General features: G+C 63.6%; 23 protein-coding genes. 8 read left to right on the top strand and 15 right to left on the bottom strand.

The annotated features are described in order from the left end of the window. Nucleotides 1–22 precede the first annotated feature (22 nt). Nucleotides 23–1096: a YihY/virulence factor BrkB family protein gene (locus ACWA13_RS02500; RefSeq protein WP_463936614.1), complete on the top strand. Its 1074-nt coding sequence runs from the start codon at nt 23–25 to the stop codon at nt 1094–1096. 3 nt (nt 1097–1099) lie between these two features. On the opposite strand, the gene ACWA13_RS02495 is transcribed toward ACWA13_RS02500, so the two are convergent. After that, nucleotides 1100–1777, bottom strand: coding sequence for an O-methyltransferase (locus ACWA13_RS02495; RefSeq protein ID WP_463936612.1), 678 nt, complete (start codon nt 1775–1777; stop codon nt 1100–1102). 77 nt (nt 1778–1854) lie between these two features. After that, nucleotides 1855–2235: a thiamine-binding protein gene (locus ACWA13_RS02490; protein WP_463936610.1), complete on the bottom strand. Its 381-nt coding sequence runs from the start codon at nt 2233–2235 to the stop codon at nt 1855–1857. A gap of 111 nt (nt 2236–2346) precedes the next feature. Between ACWA13_RS02490 and ACWA13_RS02485 the strand changes: the two genes are divergently transcribed. After that, nucleotides 2347–2982 carry a TetR/AcrR family transcriptional regulator gene (locus ACWA13_RS02485; protein WP_463936609.1) on the top strand — a complete coding sequence of 212 codons (636 nt, stop codon included), beginning with the start codon at nt 2347–2349 and terminating at the stop codon, nt 2980–2982. A gap of 67 nt (nt 2983–3049) precedes the next feature. On the opposite strand, the gene ACWA13_RS02480 is transcribed toward ACWA13_RS02485, so the two are convergent. The 4 genes from ACWA13_RS02480 to ACWA13_RS02465 form a co-directional block, all read right to left on the bottom strand. Continuing rightward, complete coding sequence (locus ACWA13_RS02480; protein ID WP_463936607.1) at nt 3050–3232, bottom strand: hypothetical protein; 183 nt, start codon at nt 3230–3232, stop codon at nt 3050–3052. 455 nt (nt 3233–3687) lie between these two features. Continuing rightward, nucleotides 3688–3999, bottom strand: a complete 312-nt coding sequence (locus ACWA13_RS02475) for an AzlD domain-containing protein (protein WP_463936605.1) — start codon at nt 3997–3999, stop codon at nt 3688–3690. Next, nucleotides 3996–4811: an AzlC family ABC transporter permease gene (locus tag ACWA13_RS02470; RefSeq protein WP_463936604.1), complete on the bottom strand. Its 816-nt coding sequence runs from the start codon at nt 4809–4811 to the stop codon at nt 3996–3998. The genes ACWA13_RS02475 and ACWA13_RS02470 overlap by 4 nt, the downstream gene beginning before the upstream one ends. A gap of 14 nt (nt 4812–4825) precedes the next feature. Beyond that, nucleotides 4826–5731 (bottom strand): glycerophosphodiester phosphodiesterase family protein, encoded by a 906-nt coding sequence (locus ACWA13_RS02465; RefSeq protein WP_463936602.1) that lies wholly within the window; start codon nt 5729–5731, stop codon nt 4826–4828. A gap of 50 nt (nt 5732–5781) precedes the next feature. On the opposite strand from ACWA13_RS02465, the gene ACWA13_RS02460 reads away from it, so the two are divergent. Next, nucleotides 5782–7125, top strand: coding sequence for a DUF445 domain-containing protein (locus tag ACWA13_RS02460; protein WP_463936600.1), 1344 nt, complete (start codon nt 5782–5784; stop codon nt 7123–7125). A gap of 29 nt (nt 7126–7154) precedes the next feature. On the opposite strand, the gene ACWA13_RS02455 is transcribed toward ACWA13_RS02460, so the two are convergent. From ACWA13_RS02455 to ACWA13_RS02440, 4 genes are all read right to left on the bottom strand, one after another. Further along, a complete protein-coding gene (locus ACWA13_RS02455) occupies nt 7155–7904 on the bottom strand; it encodes a LamB/YcsF family protein (RefSeq protein WP_463936598.1) in 750 nt (249 codons plus the stop codon). Further along, nucleotides 7888–8715, bottom strand: a complete 828-nt coding sequence (locus tag ACWA13_RS02450; protein ID WP_463936596.1) for a hypothetical protein — start codon at nt 8713–8715, stop codon at nt 7888–7890. Before ACWA13_RS02450 ends, ACWA13_RS02455 begins: the two co-directional genes overlap by 17 nt. 118 nt (nt 8716–8833) lie before the next feature. Then, the gene (locus ACWA13_RS02445; RefSeq protein WP_463936594.1) at nt 8834–9334 is read right to left on the bottom strand and encodes an SRPBCC family protein; all 501 of its coding nucleotides are present in this window, start codon (nt 9332–9334) and stop codon (nt 8834–8836) included. Nucleotides 9335–9343: 9 nt separating this feature from the next. Next, nucleotides 9344–9721 (bottom strand): ArsR/SmtB family transcription factor, encoded by a 378-nt coding sequence (locus tag ACWA13_RS02440; protein WP_463936592.1) that lies wholly within the window; start codon nt 9719–9721, stop codon nt 9344–9346. A 90-nt stretch (nt 9722–9811) separates the two neighbouring features. Between ACWA13_RS02440 and ACWA13_RS02435 the strand changes: the two genes are divergently transcribed. Continuing rightward, entirely contained in the window at nt 9812–11110 is a 1299-nt protein-coding gene (locus ACWA13_RS02435) for an MFS transporter (protein ID WP_463936590.1), read from the top strand. Here the strand turns inward: ACWA13_RS02435 and ACWA13_RS02430 are convergent. From ACWA13_RS02430 to ACWA13_RS02415, 4 genes are all read right to left on the bottom strand, one after another. After that, the gene (locus tag ACWA13_RS02430; RefSeq protein WP_463936588.1) at nt 11107–13449 is read right to left on the bottom strand and encodes a glycoside hydrolase family 65 protein; all 2343 of its coding nucleotides are present in this window, start codon (nt 13447–13449) and stop codon (nt 11107–11109) included. The genes ACWA13_RS02435 and ACWA13_RS02430 overlap by 4 nt on opposite strands. A gap of 83 nt (nt 13450–13532) precedes the next feature. Next, nucleotides 13533–14270, bottom strand: coding sequence for an HAD family hydrolase (locus ACWA13_RS02425; RefSeq protein ID WP_463936586.1), 738 nt, complete (start codon nt 14268–14270; stop codon nt 13533–13535). Nucleotides 14271–14441: 171 nt separating this feature from the next. Further along, nucleotides 14442–15065: an alpha/beta hydrolase gene (locus tag ACWA13_RS02420; protein ID WP_463936585.1), complete on the bottom strand. Its 624-nt coding sequence runs from the start codon at nt 15063–15065 to the stop codon at nt 14442–14444. Between the two features lie 61 nt (nt 15066–15126). Then, complete coding sequence (locus tag ACWA13_RS02415) at nt 15127–15516, bottom strand: MerR family transcriptional regulator (protein WP_463936583.1); 390 nt, start codon at nt 15514–15516, stop codon at nt 15127–15129. 58 nt (nt 15517–15574) lie between these two features. On the opposite strand from ACWA13_RS02415, the gene ACWA13_RS02410 reads away from it, so the two are divergent. The 4 genes from ACWA13_RS02410 to ACWA13_RS02395 all read left to right on the top strand — a co-directional run bounded on the left by ACWA13_RS02410 (nt 15575) and on the right by ACWA13_RS02395 (nt 18855). After that, on the top strand, nt 15575–16891 hold the full coding sequence (locus ACWA13_RS02410; protein WP_463936581.1) for an MFS transporter: 1317 nt from the start codon (nt 15575–15577) through the stop codon (nt 16889–16891). Beyond that, complete coding sequence (locus tag ACWA13_RS02405) at nt 16888–17478, top strand: NADPH-dependent FMN reductase (protein WP_463936579.1); 591 nt, start codon at nt 16888–16890, stop codon at nt 17476–17478. The genes ACWA13_RS02410 and ACWA13_RS02405 overlap by 4 nt, the downstream gene beginning before the upstream one ends. A 133-nt stretch (nt 17479–17611) precedes the next feature. Further along, a complete protein-coding gene (locus tag ACWA13_RS02400) occupies nt 17612–18433 on the top strand; it encodes an alpha/beta fold hydrolase (protein WP_463936577.1) in 822 nt (273 codons plus the stop codon). 164 nt (nt 18434–18597) lie between these two features. Further along, complete coding sequence (locus ACWA13_RS02395; protein ID WP_463936576.1) at nt 18598–18855, top strand: DUF6458 family protein; 258 nt, start codon at nt 18598–18600, stop codon at nt 18853–18855. 165 nt (nt 18856–19020) lie between these two features. Here ACWA13_RS02395 and ACWA13_RS02390 read toward each other — a convergent pair whose 3' ends face one another. After that, on the bottom strand, nt 19021–19971 hold the full coding sequence (locus tag ACWA13_RS02390; protein WP_463936574.1) for a helix-turn-helix transcriptional regulator: 951 nt from the start codon (nt 19969–19971) through the stop codon (nt 19021–19023). Between the last annotated feature and the right edge of the window lie 55 nt (nt 19972–20026).

Here is a 20026-nt window from a genome sequence, read left to right as displayed (position 1 = left end):
CCAGCATCGAAAGGATAGCCAAGTGGCCGCCAGTAACAACCAGCCCGAAACCAGCACTGCAAAAAGTGCCAACGCACCCGCACCGGACGATTCACGGAAGCCGGACAGCCCAGCGGACCTCAACAAACCGTCCTGGAAATATATCGCCGGAAAAACCTTCCGTGAATTCAGCCAGGACCAGTGCCCGGACCTCGCCGCAGCCCTGACGTATTTCGCCGTGTTGTCCCTGTTTCCCGGCATCCTTGCCCTCGTCTCCATCCTTGGCCTTTTTGGAGATCCCTCCCGGACAACCTCCGCGCTGCTGGAGATTGTCCAGGGCGTCGCGCCAGGCTCCACGATGGACACCATCCGCGGACCCATCGAGGAACTTGCGGCATCACCTGCGGCAGGATTCACCTTCGTGATCGGCCTCCTGACGGCCCTTTGGTCAGCCTCCGGCTATGTGGGGGCCTTTGGCCGGGCAATGAACCGCGTCTACGAAGTGGACGAGGGCCGGCCGTTCCTTAAACTCCGTGGCACCATGCTGGCGGTAACGCTGCTGTCCCTTGTCGCCGTCGCACTTTTGGCAGGCATGCTGGTGCTCAGCGGGCCGGTGGCCGAGGCGGTGGGCGGCGCACTTGGCCTCAGTGAGGTGTTGTTGACGGTGTGGAACATCGCTAAGTGGCCGGTAATTGTGGTCCTGGTGGTGCTCCTGATTGCGGTGCTGTACTACGCCACGCCCAACGTCAAGCAGCCCAAGTTCCGGTGGATGAGTATGGGCTCATTCATCGCGCTGCTGGTATTTGTGGTCGCGTCGCTCGGATTTGGCTTTTACGTGGCAAACTTCGGCAACTACAACAAGACCTACGGAGCCATCGGTGGCGTGATCATCATGCTGCTGTGGCTCTGGATCTTGAATATGTCACTTCTGTTCGGTGCCGAATTCGACGCCGAGACCGAGCGGGGCCGCCAGCTTCAGGCCGGCATCGAAGCGGAAGAAACCATTCAACTGCCGCCCCGCGACACGAAGAAGAGCGAGAAACTGCAGGCGCAGGAAGAGGAGGACGTCAGGCGCGGGCGGGAACTGCGCGAACAGCAGAACGGGGATAAGAGGTAGCCGCTAGCGCACCACTGCCAGGGCGAATCCGTCCCACCCCTTGGCGCCGACGGTCTGTATCACCGTTGCCTCCAGGCGGGGGTCCTCTCCCAGCATCTGCAGGGCCTTTTTGATGCCGGGTCCGTTGACATCGTCGATCGACGGGTCCAGCATCACGCCTTCCCAGACCGCGTTGTCCAGGACGATGACAGTTCCCGGCCTGCCCAGCCTGATGGCCCAATCAAGGTAATCGGTGTTGTGCTGCTTGTCCGCGTCGATGAACACGAAATCGAAGGGCTCGGACCCGTCAGCTTCCAGCGTCGGGAGGATATCCAGGGCCGCGCCCACCCGGATCTCCACTTTCTGGTCCACGCTGGCCACCTCCAGGTTTGCTTGCGCAACGGCTGCGTGCTCGGGCAGGTATTCGCACGTGACAAGGCGGCCGGCCTCCGGCAGGGCCTGTGCCATCCAGATGGTGCTGTATCCGGCCAGGGTGCCGATCTCCAGGACCCTTTTAGCGCCGGAAATCCGCACCAGCAGGTTGAGCAGCTTTCCTGCGTTCGGTGCCACCTCTATGGCAGGCATCCCGGCTTCGGTGGCAGACTCCACCGCACGCTGAAGCGACGAATCAGGACGGACGACGGCGGCACTGAGGTACTGCTCCACCGCCGCCCAGGATGGCTGGACCTTGTGTTCGAACATGGCCCACAGTCTGGCACCGGATGGTCCAAGGCGGAAGGGCCTGCTTGAGATTTGCGGCTTTCGTCGTGCGCGGCGCGCTAGTCCTGCTTGCCGAGCGCTTCCTCGAGCCGGTCCACTTTGGCTGTGAGCTCGCCGGAGTAGCCCGGGCGGATGTCGGCCTTGATCACCAGGGAGACCCGGCTGCCGTAGCGGCCCACTGCCTCGGTGGCGCGTTTGACGACGTCAAATACCTCGTCCCACTCACCCTCGATCTCCGTGAACATGGAGCTGGTCCGGTTGGGCAATCCGGACTCCCTGACCACTTTGACGGCGGCCGCAACGGCGTCGTGGACTGACGCGCCGGAGGCGCCCGGAGTGGAGGCGCCTGCCGGGGTGGCCCCTGCAGGACCGGCGCCGCTACCGGAGGCAACGGATTCGGATGGCGTTCCGGACGGGGCAACAGAAAATGCAAGCAACATAAGGCCAGTCTGCCATGCGTCTGCAGCCTGCAGCAGGCCCGCCAGCGTCACAAATTTGGGCTACTGCAGGGTAACCCACCACCGGTGGCACGCGTTGGCTAATCTGGTGGAATGAACGTCGCTGCAGACCGCAAGCCCCTCCGCGCGGATGCCGCCCGAAACGTGGACAAAATCATTTCCGCAGCCACCCAGTGCTTCCGGGAATACGGCCCCGATGTGCCCTTGCAGACCATCGCCACAGCGGCGGGAGTGGGTCCCGCTACGTTGTTCCGGAATTTCGCAGACAAGGAGGACCTGGTCTTGGCGGCCCTGGACCGGCAGTTGCGCAGCCGCGTCGATCCGGTGATCGCCCAGGCACTCCAGGAGGAAGATTCGGCAGCCGGACTCTTCCAGGTGATGGAGGCCATCATGTCGGCCTCCAGCGAGGACGCCAACCTGTTGGGAGCGGTGGCCGGCCGGCGTCAACTGCTGATCGGCATTACCGAAAGCCTCATCGAATCAGTTGGTGTCCTGTTAGGCCGTGGCCAGCGCCAGGGGACCCTGCGCGACGATGTTTCACTGACGGACATGGTGCGCCTGCTGGCAATGCTGATTGGCGCTGTGGACACCATGGAACCCGGCTCGGATGCCTGGCGACGCCCGCTGGCGCTGGTGGAGGATGCCCTCCGCACCCAGCGGCTGGCCCGTAAGCTTCCGGCGCAGGTGCCCCTGCCCGGTGATCCCTTCCCGGGAACCACGCTGGGCTGACCGGCCGGGATCTACACGTACCTGAGCTATAAGTACAGGGTTCTTCCCGCGTACTTGCCGGTATGCGTTACTCGCGCACGTGATCGTGGCCCTCGTGCAGCCCTTCGTTGGGCGTGTGGTGCTCAGCTTCCTTGAGGTGCTGCTGTAGCTTCTCCTCGGCTTCCCGACGACGGCGGGCAAGGTCGCGGAGTTCGCGCGTAGACAGGGATCCGGTGGAGTCCCCGGGGCGAGCGGCTGATTCGTGGTTCATGGAATGGCGGTCCTTCCAGTTCGCGGCTTGGTTGCTACGGCATGCTTCCCGCTTCTCCCTTACTGGCAAACGGGTCCGGTGACCGGCCTGCCCGCAGTCTCAATTCCTGGTCGACCGCCGCTAAGAGCACCCATGAGGAGCTTGAGGCCTCCGGGCCTGCAGCGTCCTGAAGATAGAACTGCAAGGTAACCAGTTCGTCTACGGGTACAGCCTGCAGCGCAGGAAACTCCCGGTAGAAGCGTTTGGGCCTTGTTCCGGCCACTGCCTGGACGGCTGGAACACAAATGGAATTGTCAGCTTTGGAATTATTGGTGCGATGCCGATTCTTGTCCATGCTCCCCACTTACAACGACGAAGTCCGCCGACGGTCAGGTTCATGGCCAACTGCATAGCCACTCTCATGCTAACCCGGGTGGCCGTTTACCACCACAGCACCAGAGGTGCGGGCCCTTGCCCTAACCCCAGCCGAGAAGCCTTAGTCCTGCCGCTGTCCCCGCGCCGGCGAGCACTACCACCAGGAAGGGGGCGCGAAGGGTGAGGTCAATCGCAGCGGCCGCCAAGGCACCAATGCGCGCATCCAGAACCAGCGACTGCCCCGTGGCCAGGGCATTGACCACGGTCAGGGATGCCAGCAGGCCGATGGTCATGGTCCCGGCAATCCGGGACATCCGGGGGTTCTCCATCAGCTTCGTTGGCACAAGGTAGCCGGCCACTTTCCACGCATAGGCTAGGGCACAGGCGATCAGGATCCACAGCCAGAGGTTCATAGTAGGTCCTCCTGCTGGTGCCTTGCTGCCGGGCTCCCCTGGCTCTCGCCCTGAGCCTTCCCTTCGGTCTTCCCTTTGGTGTTCCCTCTGGGACGGTGCGTGTGTTCCTCGTCGTAAGGGTCGACGTCGGGCTCCAGTCCTTCATCCCTGCGCCCGTGGCTGAACCACCCCACGGCGGCAGCCACCACAGCGGCCACCAGGATCGGGACGCCGGCCGGAACAAAGGGGACCGCCAGGACAGTGGCCAGAGCACAGACGACGGCAATCGCCACCGGTTCGCGGCCCTTGAGCCTCGGCCACAACAACGCCAGGAAAGCAGCGACTGCTGCGCCGTCCAGCCCCCACTGTTTCGGATCGCCAAGGCCGCTTCCGGCCAAAGCCCCGACGGCGGTGAACAGGTTCCAGAGGACGTAAATGCCGATCCCGGCTGCCCAGAAACCACGGCGCTGTTCGTCAGGATCGGTCTGCCCGGTGCTGGTGGCTGTTGATTCGTCGATGGTCACCTGCGCGGCGGCGAACCTGCGCCAGCCCTTCGGCCGCAACAGGGCGTTGAGCTGCATGCCGTATATGCCGTTGCGCATGCCCAGCAGGGTGGCGGCACTCATAGCTGCAACCCCGGAGCCACCACCGCCCACCACGCCGATGAAGGCAAACTGCGAGCCGCCGCTGAACAGGAGCAGGCTCAGCGCCATGGTCTGCCAGAAATCAAGGCCTGAGGTGACGGACAGCGCGCCGAAGGAGACGCCATAGAGGCCTGTGGCAACGCTGAGGGACAGTCCAACCCGGACGGCCGGCGATTCCAGCAGCTTCACACGCATCCCCCTACTCAATCACAGGCTGCGGTGGCTACCCGACTGCCGATCTGGGCCAGGACCTTGGCTGGCTTGTTGGTGGTGATCTCATGGATGCCCAGTCCCTGGCACAGCGCCACGTCCCTCTCGCTGTCCACTGTCCAGACGCGAAAACGGCGACCCGAGTCCATCCAGCGCTGCACCGTCCGGGCGTGCTGGCGTACATACTCGATGCCGGGGCCGGCGAGCAGCACCTGGCAGTCGTCCAGAACTCGTTCTGCATCCAGCTGGGCGGCCCTCATCACGTTGGCCACGGCGCTGCCGGCGATCGGGCCAAGCCCGTGGTCCTCGCGAAGGTCCTGCAGATCCACCTCGTGGACGAGCTGGCAGATGAAATCGCCCGGAACAGTGCGCAACAGGTGGGAAATGGAGTCGGAGCTGAAGCTCATAAAAGAGACGCTGATGTTATCCACCACAGATCCCTCCGGAGTCCAGCCATGTTCCTCCAGAACCTCCAGCACCCGGTCCTCCAGCTTGAGCTGATACGGGCTGGGATGCTTGAGCTCGATGGCAAGGCCAACAGGACGGCCGGCGCCCAGCAGGATTTCCAGGAGGTCCTCCAGCGTCAGGAACTGTTCCGATTTGGCCCCGTAAGCCTCCGGAATTCGAGTGCCCTTCCACGAAGAAAAATCCAGCTGGCGCAGTTCATGCAACGTGTGCTCGGCTACCGGTCCGGTACCGTCCGAGGTGCGGTCCAGTGTGGTGTCGTGAATCAGCACCACATGGCCGTCGCGGGTCAGGTGGACATCGCATTCCACGCCGTCAGCGCCTTCTGCCAGGGCCTGCATAAATGCGGCACGGGTGTGTTCGGCAAACGCGGCACTGGCTCCCCGGTGGGCGTAGACCAGCGGACGGGCAGGTGAGGACTCGTCAAATGTCATGAAGAAACCTTAGCCAACCCTGTGTCAGTGACCGGCACTAGGCTGGGCACATGCAGGTGAACACTGAGCCAACACCCCCCGCAGGTCCCGGCCACCACGAGGCTCCGCCCTTCCGGAAGCCTCCCGCCGCCGTAGGACCCTCCGATCTCAGCGCCGGCGATGCCGAAAAAGCTGCCGCGCTGCGCCGGATGAAAGCCCTGGCGCTGGCCCTGCTGCTGTTCATGGCAGTGATCTTTGTCGTCGCGTTCGCGCTTCAGGATGACTATCCGTGGCTTGAGTATGTGCGCGCCGCGGCCGAGGGCGGCATGGTGGGCGCCCTCGCGGACTGGTTCGCCGTGACGGCGCTTTTCAAGTACCCCATGGGCATCAAGATCCCGCACACGGCCATCATCCCGCGCCGCAAGGACCAGATCGGTGCGTCCCTGGGCGAATTCGTGGAGACCAACTTCCTCTCCGAGCAGGTGGTCCAGGAAAAACTGGCCAGCATCAACGTCGCCCGCAAGGCCGGGCAGTGGCTGTCCGGTCCCGGCGGTGCCGAGCGGGTGGCCAAGGAGGGTGCAGCCGCCATCCGCGGGGCATTTAAGGTTTTGAACGACGACGACGTCCAGGCAGTGATCGAGGCAATGGTGCGTAAGCATCTGCTGGCTCCGCCATGGGGGCCTCCCGTGGGCCGGCTCGCCGAACGGATTTTCACCGAAGGCCACCATCACTCGTTGGTTGACTTGCTGGTCGACCGTGCAGCCGACTGGGTCCGCGACAACCACCAGACGGTCACCAGGCTGGTGGCGGACCGCTCGCCGACGTGGGTTCCGCAGTTCGTGGATGGGATCGTTGCGGACAAGGTGTACCTGGAAATCCTGAGGTTTGCCCAGGCAGTGCAGGCAGACCAGGAGCACCAGGTCCGGAAATCCATCGACACCTACCTGAACACGCTGGCCAAGGATCTGCAGCATGATCCAGCCATGATCGCCCGCGCTGAGCACATTAAGTCCCAGATCCTGGGCGATCCCGAGGTCCGCGAACTGGCCTCACGCACCTGGGCTACCGTCAAGAACGCGCTCCTCACCGCCGTCGAAGATCCGGAGAGCGAACTCACCATCCGGTTCAAGAGCGCTGTGCGCGACTTCGGCAACCGGCTGGTTGACGACGTCGAGCTGGCCGGAAAGGTGAACACCTGGATTGGCGACGCTGCGGGGTACCTCGTGCGCACCTATCGTTCGGACATCGCCGGCGTGATCACTGATACCGTGTCCCGCTGGGATGCCGAGGACACTTCACGGAAGATCGAGCTCCAGGTGGGCAAGGACCTGCAGTTCATCCGGATCAACGGCACCGTAGTGGGATCGTTGGCCGGGCTGGCGATCTTCACGGTGGCACACCTGGTGTTCGGGTAGGGACCCCGGCCGGGCGGCCGCTGGAGCTGTTAAGCGAACGGCCCGAGTTCCACGCCGGAACGCTGCAGTGCATCCCGCACGGCAACGGCCATGTCCACCGCACCCGGAGTGTCGCCGTGGATGCACAGCGAGTCGGGGCGGACGTTCACCACGCTGCCGTCGATCGCGACCACCTCGCCCTGCGTCGCCAGGCGGACGGCCCGCTCGGCGATCATGCCGGCGTCGTGCAGCACTGCACCGTCCTGGCTGCGCGGCACCAGAGTTCCATCCGGCTGGTAGGCGCGGTCCACGAAGGCCTCGATAAAGACCGGATGGCCTGCCTCGCGCGCCTGCTCCAGCAGTTGTGATCCGGGGAGGCCCAGGATTGGCAGGCCGGGATCGTAGGCCTGGATGGCGGCCACCACCGCGGAGGCCTGCTCGATGTCGTGGAAGGTCCGGTTGTAGAGCGCTCCGTGCGGCTTCACGTAGTCAACGGAGGCACCCACGGCGTGCGCCACGCCGTCGAGTGCTCCCAGCTGGTAGAGGACGTCGCCGAACAGCTCGTCGAAGGACATCTCGATGGCCCGGCGGCCGAAGCCCGCCAGATCGCGGTACCCCACGTGGGCCCCCACCGTGACGTCGAGTTCAAAGGCCGCACGGCAGCTGTCCAACATGGTCACAGGATCACCGGCGTGGAATCCGCAGGCCACGTTGGCGCTGGTGACAATCTGGAACATGGCTGGATCGTTGCCCATGGTCCAGGAGCCGAATGATTCGCCGAGGTCAGCGTTGAGATCCAAGGGTGTTGCCTTCCGGGCCGGGCGTTTCAATCGCCGGTGGCTCCGCGGCGGTGGCCACCGCACGGAGTTCGCCCGGAATGGTGTCCGGGAGCGGACCGAACGCCTCCTTCGCATTGGCGATGACGGCGCGGCCCATCACGAGGTTACCGGCACCGCCCACCACTGCCCCAATGCCGAACGGCAGGGCCCGGCCCAGCAGCGCTGTGCCCTGCCGTTTGAGCAGGCTGCGCAGGAAGGCTTTCTGGATCCGTGCGCGGACTGATCCGAAACCGGAGAGCGGCATGGCCTTGGACAGGATGCCACCCCAGGCTTTGGGTGCGCCGCCGCCCGCGCCCCGTGCCTGCCCGCTGAGGCTGCCGAGCAGGGTGGTTCCTTCCTCGCCCAGCATGATGGCCATGACCATGGTGCTGGCTTTGTCCGGGTTGGTCAGCCGGATGCCGTGCAGTTCAGCGAGCGAGGTCGCGTACAGGGCCGTAGCTTCGAGGAACCCGACGGTCGCCACTGCGGACAGTCCCAGCGACGCCACCGTTCCCACCCCAGGCACGACGGCGGTAGCGCCCACGAGTGCCCCGCCCCCGGTTACTGCGCCGAGGTAGTTGCGTTCAAGGATGGCGGCCAACTGCGCCGCTGTGGCTTGAGGATGCCTTCGCTGCAACCGGCGAAGGTTGGCCAGCACCAGCGGACGCTGGATTTCGACGGCGCGGAGCAGCATATTGTGGACGCCGGGCTTGGGTTTGCCCTCGGCGTCGAATACGGCATCGTGGGCCTTCTGCTGGGCAATTTTTACGGCAGGGTTTGCGCGCTTGGCCATGGTCACCTTCGTTCAGGTCCGCTTCGTTTACGTGCACGGCAGCGGTTGCTGCCTGCGCCTCTCCATCCTAAGCCGATCGACACTAAGCACGCTTAATACTTCTCCTATCTTCCGGCCATCAGTCCTCCGCTCCCTTCCGAAGGATCTCTGCGACGTAGGCAGCCAGGTTGCCCAGCGTCTGCTGACCACCCTCGATCGCGCCGTGCTTCTCGATCGCCTCATTGCGCAATTCTTTGGTGGGGAACACCGTGAGCATCTCCATCCGGGTCTTCTCCCCGTCGGCTGCAAACGTGATGACCGATTCGAATGCATCCGGGTCACCGCGGTACTCTCCGTGGAGCATCACTATCCGCTCCGGCGAGACGATCTCCGTCCAGGTGATCCACTCGCTGTAGTCGGTGCCGTCCGGTCCGTGCATCACGAAGTCCCACTCAGCGCCGGTGCGGAACTCGAAGGACCGGGTGGTGGTGGTGAACCCTTCCGGGCCCCACCACTGCGACAGGTGCCGAACGTCGGTGAACGCTTCAAACACCAGCTCCCGCGGGGCGTCGATCACTCGGGAGATCACGATCTCCCGGTCGGCCGTCGCGGACGGCGCCAGCGATTCTCTTCCAGTCATATTCATCATCTACTCCTCTTGCCTTTCCTGTTTAAGATCCTGTACGTATGCCTCCAGGCGATCGAAGCTCGCGTTCCAGAACTGCTCGAACCCGCCGGTCCACTCGTGAACCGCCTGCAGCCCGCGGGCGTCAAGGCCGTACAGGCGTTGCTTGCCAGCCTTGCGGTCACGCACCAGCCCCACCTCCCGGAGCACCCGCAGGTGTTTGGATGCCCCCGGCTGGGTCATCGCCAGCTCCCGGCACAACTCGGCCACAGGACGCTCACCGGTCCGCAGAAGCGCCAGGATCTCCCGCCGCCGGGGCTCGGCAATCGCGTTAAAGACGTCCGACGTGGTCGCTGCTCGTGCCATGGCAACAAACATATACCCATATGGGTAAGCGTTCAAGGGTTCCTCCTTGATCGGGTAAATCTGCAGTTTTAACCTGCAGCACGAGAGGTGGCGCTACCCGGTTGGCCGCCGCCTAGACTTGCTTCCATGCCCACCATCCGAGCCCTGCGTCCCTTCGTGCACCGTGACTACCGGGTGCTGATCGCGGCGCTGGCCATCTCGATTTTCGGCTCGGGCATGTGGGCCGTTGCCATGGTGTACCAGGTCATTGCGCTCGGCGGCGGGCCCTTGGAACTGTCGCTGGTCGCTGCCGCCGGCAGCACGGGCCTGGTGGCTTTTGTCCTGGCGGGCGGCATTGCCGCGGACCGGCTCCCGCAGCGGCTGCTGATCATCGGCGTCGAAGGGGCCAACCTTGCCGTCATCGCCGGCATCACCGGCCTGGCCATGTCGGGATGGCTGCAGATGTGGCACCTGGCCGTTGGCGCGTTCATCCTGGGAGTTGGTGCGGCCTTTTTCTTCCCGGCATACTCGGCGATCCTGCCGCGGATCCTACCTCCCATGGACCTGCTGGCGGCCAACGGCATGGAAGGGACCATCCGGCCCGTGCTGCAGCAGGCGGCCGGGCCCGCCGTCGCCGGTTTGGTGGTGGCGTCGCTCTCGCCGTCGTACGCCGTGGCCGGGGTGGCAGCCTGCCACCTGCTGGCCTTCCTGGTCCTGAACATGCTGGGCCGCAACACCCTGAACACGCCCGCGCCCGCCGCCAAAACAACACTCCTGCACGATCTGCGGGAGGGCATCGGCTACACGCTGCGCACCCCCTGGCTTCTGTGGACCCTGTTGTGGGCATGCCTTTCCGTGCTGTTTATGATCGGCCCCATCGAGGTGCTGATCCCGTTCGTGGTGCGGGACCAGCTCGGCGGGGACGCCCGGATGTTCGGCTTCCTGCTCGCCATCATGGGAGTCGGCGGGGCGATTGGTTCCCTGGTCACCGCCTCGCTGAAGCTCCCCCGGCGCTACCTCACGGTGATGATGACGCTCTGGGCGGCCGGGGCGATGCCGCTTGCCGCCGTCGGACTGATTCAAAGCTTCTGGGTGCTGGCGGCGGCACTGTTGATCTTTGGTGCCACCGGCAGTGCGGGGATGGTTATTTGGGGTACGTTGTTGCAGCGCCGGGTTCCGCCGCATCTGCTGGGCCGGGTTTCCAGCCTGGACTTTTTTGTGTCGCTGGCGCTGCTGCCACTGTCCATGGCACTGGCAGGACCGGCTGCTGAGGTAATGCCCCTGTGGCTGATCTTCCTGGTGGCGGGCGCTATTGGTCCGGTGCTGGCCGTCGTCGCCATGATTGCCGCTAAAATGCCACAGGACGAACTGGCCCACCCCTTGGATGCTGAAGGCAGCGACCAAGGGGTGGAGCCAGCAACAAGCCCCGTCCTCCCCGGAGGCTAGATTCCGGTCCGCACCACCGGGATGCTCGCCGTCGGGAGTCCGGACGGGAAGACAGTTGGCTCCGGGACGGGAATGGTGTCCAGCGGAACGCTGACGCCCTCAGGCCCTACCTGGACCAGCTTGCCGCGGACGTCGACGTCGAGCGTCATCCCGTCCGTACGCAGGGACAGCTGGCCCGGGGTCAGGTCCACGGAAAGCAGCCCGCCGCGGATCCGCACATGGAAGGACAGGCCGCTCCACTCCTGGGGCAACCGCGGATCGAAGAACGGCACCGGGCCCTGGTCCCGCAGACCGGCAAAGCCGCAGACCAGCGAGCTCCAGACGCCGCCGGCGGATGCGATATGCACGCCGTCGATCGTATTGCTGTGCGAATTGTCCAGGTCGATGAACACCGCGTTCGTGAAGTGGTCCAGGGCAGCCTTGGTGTAGCCGACTTCGGCCGCCATGATTCCCTGCACGCACGCGGACAAGGTTGAGTCGCCGGTGGTGATGGGATCGTAGAAGTCGAAGGCCCGCTGCTTTTCGTCAGCGGTGAAATCCTGCCACTGCAGGAACATGGCCAGCACGGTGTCCGCTTGCTTCAGCACCTGGTGGCGGTAAATCACCAGCGGGTGGAAGTTCAGCAGCAGAGGATACTTATCCCGCGGAGTGGTCCAGTCCCACTGCTCCAGGGTCATGAAGTCGTTGTCCTGCGAGTACACCTGCAGCCGGTCATCAAACGGCAACTGCATCAGGTCCGCGGCGGCCCGCCACAGCTGCCGCTCGTCGTCGTTAATGTCCGGGTGTTCCAGCGCCGCGGCGGCCCGGAGATTAAAGCGGGCCATCACGTTGGTGTACAAGTTGTCATTGACGACGGCGGTGTACTCATCCGGGCCGGTGACGCCGTGGATGTGGAATTGCCCGTCCTTGCCGAAGAACCCGAGGGAGACCCACATCCGGGCGGTTTCGATCAGCAGTTCGGCTCCCATTCCCTCGCGGAAGCCGTCATCACCACTGGCCCACAGGTACCGGTTGGTGGCGAAGGCGATCGCCGCAGCGATGTGGAACTGGGCAGTGCCGGCAGCGTAGTACGCGCTGGCTTCCAGGCCGTTAATGGTCCGCCACGGGAAGAGGGCGCCGTCCACGCTGAGCTCCTTGGCGCGGATCCGGGCCTCGGGCAGCATCGAGTGCCTGAACTCCAGGACTTTCCGGGCGCCTTCGGGGTTGGTGTACGTCAGGTACGGCATCAGGTACACCTCCTGGTCCCAGAAATAGTGGCCATCGTAGCCGGACCCGCTGACTCCCTTGGCGGGGATGCCGCCAACGTCTGCCCGCGCGGTGGCCTGCGCCAGCTGGAACAGGTTCCAGCGGATGGCCTGCTGCAGCCCGTCCGGGCCACCCACCTGGATGTCCGCAGTGGCCCAGTACTGCTCGAAGTGCCGCCGGCTCTCCGCGAAGATCTCCGCCACGGGCAACAGCGCCGCCTCAGCGATTTCCGCCGTGTCCAGGGCGTCTTCCTCCTGCTGGGCGCGGGCCACCGCGTAGCTGACGCTCTTCTCAAGCCGGAACGGCTCGCCCGGGTTCAGGGCCAGGATGTACCGGACCCTGCTGTCGTCCTGGTCAACCACCGTCTCGAATGGCTGCAGTCCGGCTGAATTCCAGTGGTCCACGGCGATTCCGACCCGCTGCTTCGACACTGCAGCCTCCCAGGACAGGCGCAAGGAGCCGTCGGAACCTTCCGTGCGCACCGGCAGGAGCACGCGCCCGGCGTGCCGGCCGGAACGGCGCGGATCATGTTCTGAGTGGTCCTCCACAGGCTGGTCCTGCCGGTTGATCACAGAAGAAGTGATGTCCGCGGATACTGCCCTGTCGGCGTCGATCTCCAGGGAAATCCCCAGGTTGCCGCGGGCGTCGTAACCCACAGCCCTGCGTTCGGTGGTAGTTACCAGGGCGCCGGAGCGGCTCTGCCAGGTAATGCGGCATTCGTAGATGCCGGTGGCGAAATCGACCGTGCGCCGGTAGTCCCGAACGGTGGATTCCGCGAGGGTGAGCGGCTCGCCGTCGATAATCACGGTGAAGTTGTTGGCGTCCGGTATGTAGAGGATGCGCTGGCCGGTGCGGGCAAATCCGAAGGCATTTTCCGCGTGCCGGATGTCCCAGATCTCGTGCAGTCCGTTGATGAAACTGCCGGGAAGTTCGACGTCGGCAGCAGACCAATGTGCGCCACGGACACCCAGGTGCCCATTGCCCAGGGCGAAAAGGGTTTCCAGGGTGCCCGCGTCACCGGGACGGTGGGTGGTTTCGACCAGCTTCCAGGGATCATCAGGGAAACGTAGGCGATCTTGTGTTACCAGTGCCATGGTGTTGGGGTCCTTAGGCAGTTGTTCTAAAAAGTTTCTTGCTGTGGCGGCTGAGTGGCACCCGGGGAAGGCGCCCTTTCCTGCTACAGGAGTTCGTCGAGATCGTTGACCACCAGCGTGGCTCCGGCGTCCGTCAGCGTCTGGCGTCCCGCGCCGCGGTCCACGCCGATCACCGCATGGAAGGAACCGGCTTTGCCGGCCTGAACGCCGGAGACGGCGTCTTCCACGACCACGCAGTCTTCGCTGGGCAGACCCAGCAGGCGCGCGGCGTAGGTGTAGGTGTCCGGGCTTGGCTTACCTGGCAGGCCCTCGGCAGCTGCCACGACGCCGTCCACCACCACTTCGAAGCGGTGGTCCAGGCCGGCAGCCTTCAGGACAGCGGGGGCGTTGCGGGAGGAAGAGACGACGGCAAGCTGGAGTCCGCGCTCCTCGGCAGCATCCATGAACTTAACCGAGCCGGGGTACGGATCCACACCCGCGGCAACAATGCTGTTGAACACTTTGTTCTTGCGGTTGCCCAGGCCGTGGACAGTTTCATTCCCGGGATCGTCGTCCAGCGGGCCCTCAGGGAGCACAATGCCGCGGGACGCGAGGAAGTCCCGGACGCCGTCGAACCTTGGCTTGCCGTCGATGTGGTCGAAGTAATCGCTCGAAGCGTATGCAGGCACGTCCGGGTGCCGCTGCTGAAGGTAACCTTCGAACAGCTGCTGCCAGGCGCGTTCGTGGATGATGGCCGTGGGGGTCAGTACGCCGTCGAGGTCAAAGAGAATGGCCGCGGCACCTGTCCAGGCCGTGGTGTTGTCAGCAATGTATTCGCTCATAGGGTTTGCAGCGTCCTCTCGGGTGGGCGGGCAGCAGGCAATCCTTCCGGTTTCCCGGTCCCGCAGCCCGCCAGGTTTACTCGTACCCGCCGCGCGCAGGTCAGAACGTGGCCAAGACACAGAGTGTAAGCGCTTGCAGAAGTGCTTGCAACTGGATTTATGGCCCGTAGGTCAGGGGTTGTTCAGTACGTAGTGGCGCAAAAACGCGGAGACATCCACCATCTCCTGTGCACTGATCGAATGCCCCATTCCCGGATAGGTACGGGCCGTCAGTGCGGTGCTTTGCTCCAACCACCGGGCGGTGTGCTCGATGGCGTCCTCGTTGATAACGAGGTCATCCCGGTCCCGGCCCCAAAAAAAGGGCGGCGGGGTGGAGAACTGTTCGCTCATGGCCAGCAGTTCGTTGTCCAGGACAAATCCGGAAAGGCCTACTACTGCCTTGTATTTTTCCGGATGTAAACGTAACAACGTACTTGCCATGGCCATTCCCTGCGAGTATCCAAGGAGGGTAACGCTGCTGTGCCCGGGCCGGAGCGAGTCGATCCAGGTATGCACCTTGTTGGTGGCCGAGACGACGTCCGCGAAGTCGTTGGTCAGGAAGTAATCCAGGAGAAACCAGCCGAACGCATCGCCAATGGCCATGGGTGCCCGGGGTGCGGCGCAGGTGAACTCCTGCGGCAGCATCCCGAAGAGCTTTTCCATCCGCGTTTCATCGGTGCCGTAGCCATGCATCATTACCAGCAGGGGCGTACCGGCACGTTCGGATTCAGGTTTGGACCAGGCAACTGTTTGCACTGCCCCAGCCTAGTCAGTCAGTGGGCCGGGAGAGGCAAGGCAGGGCACTGAAATCACCGAACTATGGATTAGTCGGAGCTAGTTCACAGAGGTTTGCGTCGGAAGCGAGGTCCGTAAGGACCGTATTAAGTTCGGCAATGCGTTTGTTCGTTTCTTGGGTGAGCGCCTGTTGCAGCTTCGCCCAGTCGTCCTTGCTGGGTTCAGTTTCTGCGGGCAGTACAGCCAGGAGGGTTTTGATTTCCTGGACGGAGATGCCAACGCGTTGGGCTACGCGGATCACTTTGATTCGGCAGCCGTCGGAGGTTGTGAACCGGCGCTGATTACCTGCCGTTCGGGTGGCGGCGATCAGGCCGTGGTGTTCGTAGAACCGGACGGCGGAGGGCGCGACACCGCTCTCGCGAGCTAAGTCGCCGACGGTCAGCATGGGCAGTGCGGTGACTGTTGCACTCATGGTGGTACCACCTCTTGGTATTTGACTTCAACCTTTGTTGAAGTTCTAGCGTACGGGTATGACTGAACCCGGTAACCGTTCCACCCTGACTGCACCACACCGCCTATTGACCTGGTCACTACTCTTGGCAAGTACCTTGACGGTGATGGCGGGAGCGACGATCTCGCCGGCGTTACCGGCAATGGGTGCACACTTTGCCAGCATTGGGCAGCCGGAAGTGTTTAGTCGTCTGGTGCTAACTGCCACGGCCTTGGCCATCGCCGTATCTGCCCCTTTTGCTGGCGCGTTGATCGGCCGGGTGGGAAGTAAGCGCGTTCTGCTGTGGTCAACGGTCCTGTACGCAGCGGCGGGATCATCGGGTCTGGTAGTCGAAAGCCTCGGTTTGCTTCTCGTCTCCCGGCTGGTGCTCGGCGCAGCGGTGAGCGCAGTGATGGTGTCTACTCTCACTCTGCTCACGGAGTGGCACACAGGAAAGTCCCGTAACAGAATCTTGGGGTTTCAGGCAGCCTTTTCAGGGCTCGGGGGCGTGGTCTTCTTATCCCTGGGCGGCTTGCTGGCCGGCATTAGTTGGCGGGGTCCCTTCGGCGTATACCTCCTCGCGCTGCCCATCGCCGTCCTCATCATGCTGTACGTGAAAGAACCCGCAGGACAAGAAACCCTGAGCCGAGCAACCGTGGGACCAGCCTTTCCTCTCCGCCAAAACGTAACGGGTGAGGATCCTAAAATCAGCGCTACAGGAGCGGAGACGGGCTCCCGGGTTCTGGTGTTCTCGTTGTTCGTTCTGGCCTTTGCCGCGCAGGTCATTTTCTACACCATTCCCACCCAGTTGCCGTTCCATCTCGCGACCGTCACCGGCAGTGGGGCGGCCACTGCCGGGTTCGTGATGGCATGGATGGTTGCCGTCCAATCCGGGGCAAGTCTCATCTATGTTTTCACTGCCCGAATAGGCAATACAGCAAACGCCGCCATCAGCTTCAGTCTCATGGGAATCGGCCTGGTCGTCCTTGCCTTGGTCGACGCTCTCCCATCTGCCGTCCTCGCGTTGACCATAACCGCCCTCGGGACCGGCCTGGTGATGCCTAACCTCAATGCGTGGGTAGCCTCCACCGTTCCCGGCGAGGGTAGGGCCAAAGCCTTCGGCGGACTGACTTCTGCGATGTTCGCCGGCCAGTTCGTCTCACCACTGCTGGCCCAGCCGCTCATCAGCAACGCGAACATCAGTCCCGTCTACCTTGGAGCGGCAGGGTTGGCAGCGCTCGTCGCAATCCTCCTTCCCCTGCAGTCCCTCATACCCAGGACTTCCCACACGGTCCCGCCCGTGACCCGGACCAACGAACACCTCATTGATCACCACAAGACAGGAACACCTGCATGATTCGCATAGGTATCATCATCGGCAGCACTCGTCCGGGGCGCGCCTGCCCTTCCGTTGCGCGCTGGGTCCACGAAATTGCCACGGCCCGATTCGACGCCGACTACGACATTCTCGATATCGTCGACTACCAACTGCCCCATCTGGACGAGCCGACGCCGGCAGCAATGGGACCCCACTACACTCACGAGCACACCCTGAAATGGTCAGCTGCTGTAGCGTCCTACGACGGATTCATCGTCGTTACCCCCGAGTACAACCACTCCATTCCCGGGGCTTTGAAAGACGCGATCGATTACCTCTATACCGAGTGGCACAACAAAGCCATCGGATTTGTAGGCTATGGATTGGCCGGGGGAACCCGCGCCGTCGAACATTTGCGTTGTATAGCAGGAGAACTTCAACTGGCAGATGTCCGAGCACAAGTCGCACTGTCACTCTTCACCGACTTCGAAAACAACATGATCTCCAGCCCTGCACCGCATCACGCAGCAACACTGACAGCAATGCTGGACCAGCTCACCCAATGGAGCCGAGCCATGCAGGCACTGCGCCTCGGCCAACTCAATACCGTCTCCCACAGCAGCTGAGTACTGGCATAGCTTGAAGGGGTTCTACGCACCGCATGTGGACCGGATATTTAACCTGGTACTCGGGGCGGCAGCAGGCACTACTGAAAAGCCGAGTACGTCTTTGGCATCCTGCAAGTCATTAGGGAGAAAAATGAACGATCCTCTTGCTGACCACCAAGTCACTGAGGTGACGCTGGAATCTGACCATGGGACACTCACCGCACTGGCCCGGACGGGGAAAGGAGTCCCCGTCGTACTCGTGCATGGCGTAATGGCGGACGCGCGTGCGTGGCTCCGGGTCGTCGGCGCTATGGCGCCGGGACGCCCAGTCCTTGTGCTCAATCGCCGAGGGCGCGCTCCGAGTGCCCCCTTGAATGAAGGGTATGACCTCAACACTGAGGTTCGAGACCTCCTGCTGTGGCTGGCGACCCTTGAGAGTCCTGTTGACCTCGTTGCCCATAGCTACGGCGGACTCATCGCGGTTGAGGCCATTAGGCAAGGTGCTGATGCCCGATCGCTCGTACTCTACGAGCCGGTCGCACATCCGTTCGGCGTCACGGCCCTGCCCCTCGTGACGGCAGCCGTCAACGCAGGCGACCTTGACGCCGCCGTTGAGATCATCAACATCGACCTCTCGGGCTACACCCAGGAACACGTCAAAGCGCTCCGGTCGAGTCCGGCCTGGCCTAAGCTCATGCAGTTAGCAGCACCGGCCAGTGCTGAACTGTTGACGATCAACCAGTTCGCCTTCACCGCACCGACGTCATGGACCATTCCTACAACGATCATCGCGGGCGAGCACAGCAGGAATCGACCACCCTACGGGCCAAGTGTCGATATCTTCCTGGAAGCACTGCAGATCAACGACGTCACAATCCTGTCGAATGAAGACCACCTCGCGCACGTGACCGCCCCACAGGACTTAGCCCTAGCGATCAATTACGGCCTTGATCGCTGGCCATCACCCCGTTAAAGCAACCAGCAAGGAGCAACTCCATCGAAATCATCGTGCGGCGCGTCCAACACGCTCAGCAACTCAGTCTTCATTGAAACCCCAGCTCAGTGGCAGTAGCGTAAACTTGACAGCATGCTTATCAATGCCGCGGGAAGCCCGTGGCGTACAGAAGGAGCAAGTCCATGAGAATCGGCTCATCCATTTTCCTCATCGCCCTGGGAGCAATTCTGGCCTGGGCCATCACCCCAGGACTGATCCCCTACGTTGACCAGACGCTGATCGGCTACATCCTGATGGCGGTAGGCATCATCGGCCTGGTTGCCTCCCTGATTCTCGCCTCCCCCGGACGCCGCCACCGGGTCAGCGAAACCCGTACCGTGGCAGACCCGCAAACCGGCGAGCGGATAACGCGCCACGACACCCGCGACGGCGGCCTCTGACGCCAACGCTTAACAACCAGCACCAACACGAACCTCTACGCAAGCGCAGGCCCGGATCGCCACGATCCGGGCCTGCGCCTTTTTTGGCGCCGTGCATCTTGGCCCCGTGCATGTTGGCGCTGCACCAATCCGCAGTCCGGCTGCTGAGCTGCGGCAAACCGCCTCTTAATCGCTGGCGTTAGCAAGCCTGGCTGCCAGCGTCCTGACGTGCTCCACAAGCTCCGGGGGTTCGTGCACCTGGAAGTCGAACCCTTTCGTTGCTACATAGATGGCCAACTCGTCCAGGGAGTTGGCTCCTGCATGCAGCGTGCAGTGGTGCTCGTCGATCGGCTCCAGCGCACCGGTGGTGGGGGCAATCCGCTCAGCCGCCGTCGCAGCGCTGACGTGCAGGGTGAACCGGCCCTGGTAGCGGTAGGCCGACGTCGTAATCGCCTGCGAAGTGTAGCCGCCGAGGTCTGCGGCCGGCGGGGTGCGCGGGGTGAACCTGGGGCCGGCGGGTGTGCGCGGGTCCAGGCGATCCACACGGTAGGTGCGCCAGTCCTGCCGGTCCACGTCCCAGCCGACGAGGTACCAGCGCCACCCCGCATGTACCAGCCGGTGCGGCTCAGTCGTGCGGATACTGCTGGTTCCGTCGTGCCTGCGGTAATCGAAGCGCAGGCACAGCGCGTCGCGGCATGCGGCGGCGATGGCGGTAAGCGTGTCCGGAGAGACGGTAGGTCCGGTGCTGGACAACGGCACAACTACCGCCTGCAGGCCGTTGATTCGGTGCCGCAGCCGGGACGGCAGCACCTGTTCGAGCTTGGCCAGGGCCCGCACCGATGACTCCTCGATGCCGGTAATGGAACCACCCGCGGCCGTCCGCAACCCAACCGCTACGGCCACGGCCTCGTCGTCGTCAAGCAGCAACGGCGGAAGAGCCGCCCCCGCACTAAGCCGGTAGCCGGCAGCACCGGCGGTGGCCAGCACTGGATAGCCCAGGCCGCGCAGCCGGTCGATGTCCCGCCGCACGGTCCGCGGGGTGACTTCCAGCCGCTCGGCCAGCTCGGTACCGGACCAGTCGCGCCGGGCCTGGAGCAGCGAGAGCAGCCGCAACAACCGTGCCGAAGTTTCCCACATGACTAAATCCTGCCACGACCTAGGACCGAAACTGACCTAAGCCACTTCTAGGGTT

Source organism: Pseudarthrobacter sp. TRD_SC_9, from assembly GCF_055361265.1.
The sequence above is the reverse complement of the archived record's forward strand: the minus strand, read 5'-3'. Positions and strand labels throughout refer to the sequence as shown.

Bases quoted from the DNA above. Each gene is read 5' to 3' on its own strand.
- ACWA13_RS02485 (WP_463936609.1), top strand. From the start codon at position 2,347: ATGAACGTCGCTGCAGACCGCAAGCCCCTCCGCGCGGATGCCGCCCGA.
- ACWA13_RS02490 (WP_463936610.1), bottom strand. From the start codon at position 2,235: ATGTTGCTTGCATTTTCTGTTGCCCCGTCCGGAACGCCATCCGAATCC.
- ACWA13_RS02395 (WP_463936576.1), top strand. From the start codon at position 18,598: ATGAGAATCGGCTCATCCATTTTCCTCATCGCCCTGGGAGCAATTCTG.
- ACWA13_RS02445 (WP_463936594.1), bottom strand. From the start codon at position 9,334: ATGACTGGAAGAGAATCGCTGGCGCCGTCCGCGACGGCCGACCGGGAG.
- ACWA13_RS02450 (WP_463936596.1), bottom strand. From the start codon at position 8,715: ATGGCCAAGCGCGCAAACCCTGCCGTAAAAATTGCCCAGCAGAAGGCC.
- ACWA13_RS02415 (WP_463936583.1), bottom strand. From the start codon at position 15,516: ATGAGTGCAACAGTCACCGCACTGCCCATGCTGACCGTCGGCGACTTA.
- ACWA13_RS02410 (WP_463936581.1), top strand. From the start codon at position 15,575: ATGACTGAACCCGGTAACCGTTCCACCCTGACTGCACCACACCGCCTA.
- ACWA13_RS02425 (WP_463936586.1), bottom strand. From the start codon at position 14,270: ATGAGCGAATACATTGCTGACAACACCACGGCCTGGACAGGTGCCGCG.
- ACWA13_RS02435 (WP_463936590.1), top strand. From the start codon at position 9,812: ATGCCCACCATCCGAGCCCTGCGTCCCTTCGTGCACCGTGACTACCGG.
- ACWA13_RS02390 (WP_463936574.1), bottom strand. From the start codon at position 19,971: ATGTGGGAAACTTCGGCACGGTTGTTGCGGCTGCTCTCGCTGCTCCAG.
- ACWA13_RS02405 (WP_463936579.1), top strand. From the start codon at position 16,888: ATGATTCGCATAGGTATCATCATCGGCAGCACTCGTCCGGGGCGCGCC.
- ACWA13_RS02400 (WP_463936577.1), top strand. From the start codon at position 17,612: ATGAACGATCCTCTTGCTGACCACCAAGTCACTGAGGTGACGCTGGAA.
- ACWA13_RS02460 (WP_463936600.1), top strand. From the start codon at position 5,782: ATGCAGGTGAACACTGAGCCAACACCCCCCGCAGGTCCCGGCCACCAC.
- ACWA13_RS02465 (WP_463936602.1), bottom strand. From the start codon at position 5,731: ATGACATTTGACGAGTCCTCACCTGCCCGTCCGCTGGTCTACGCCCAC.
- ACWA13_RS02430 (WP_463936588.1), bottom strand. From the start codon at position 13,449: ATGGCACTGGTAACACAAGATCGCCTACGTTTCCCTGATGATCCCTGG.
- ACWA13_RS02495 (WP_463936612.1), bottom strand. From the start codon at position 1,777: ATGTTCGAACACAAGGTCCAGCCATCCTGGGCGGCGGTGGAGCAGTAC.
- ACWA13_RS02480 (WP_463936607.1), bottom strand. From the start codon at position 3,232: ATGAACCACGAATCAGCCGCTCGCCCCGGGGACTCCACCGGATCCCTG.
- ACWA13_RS02475 (WP_463936605.1), bottom strand. From the start codon at position 3,999: ATGAACCTCTGGCTGTGGATCCTGATCGCCTGTGCCCTAGCCTATGCG.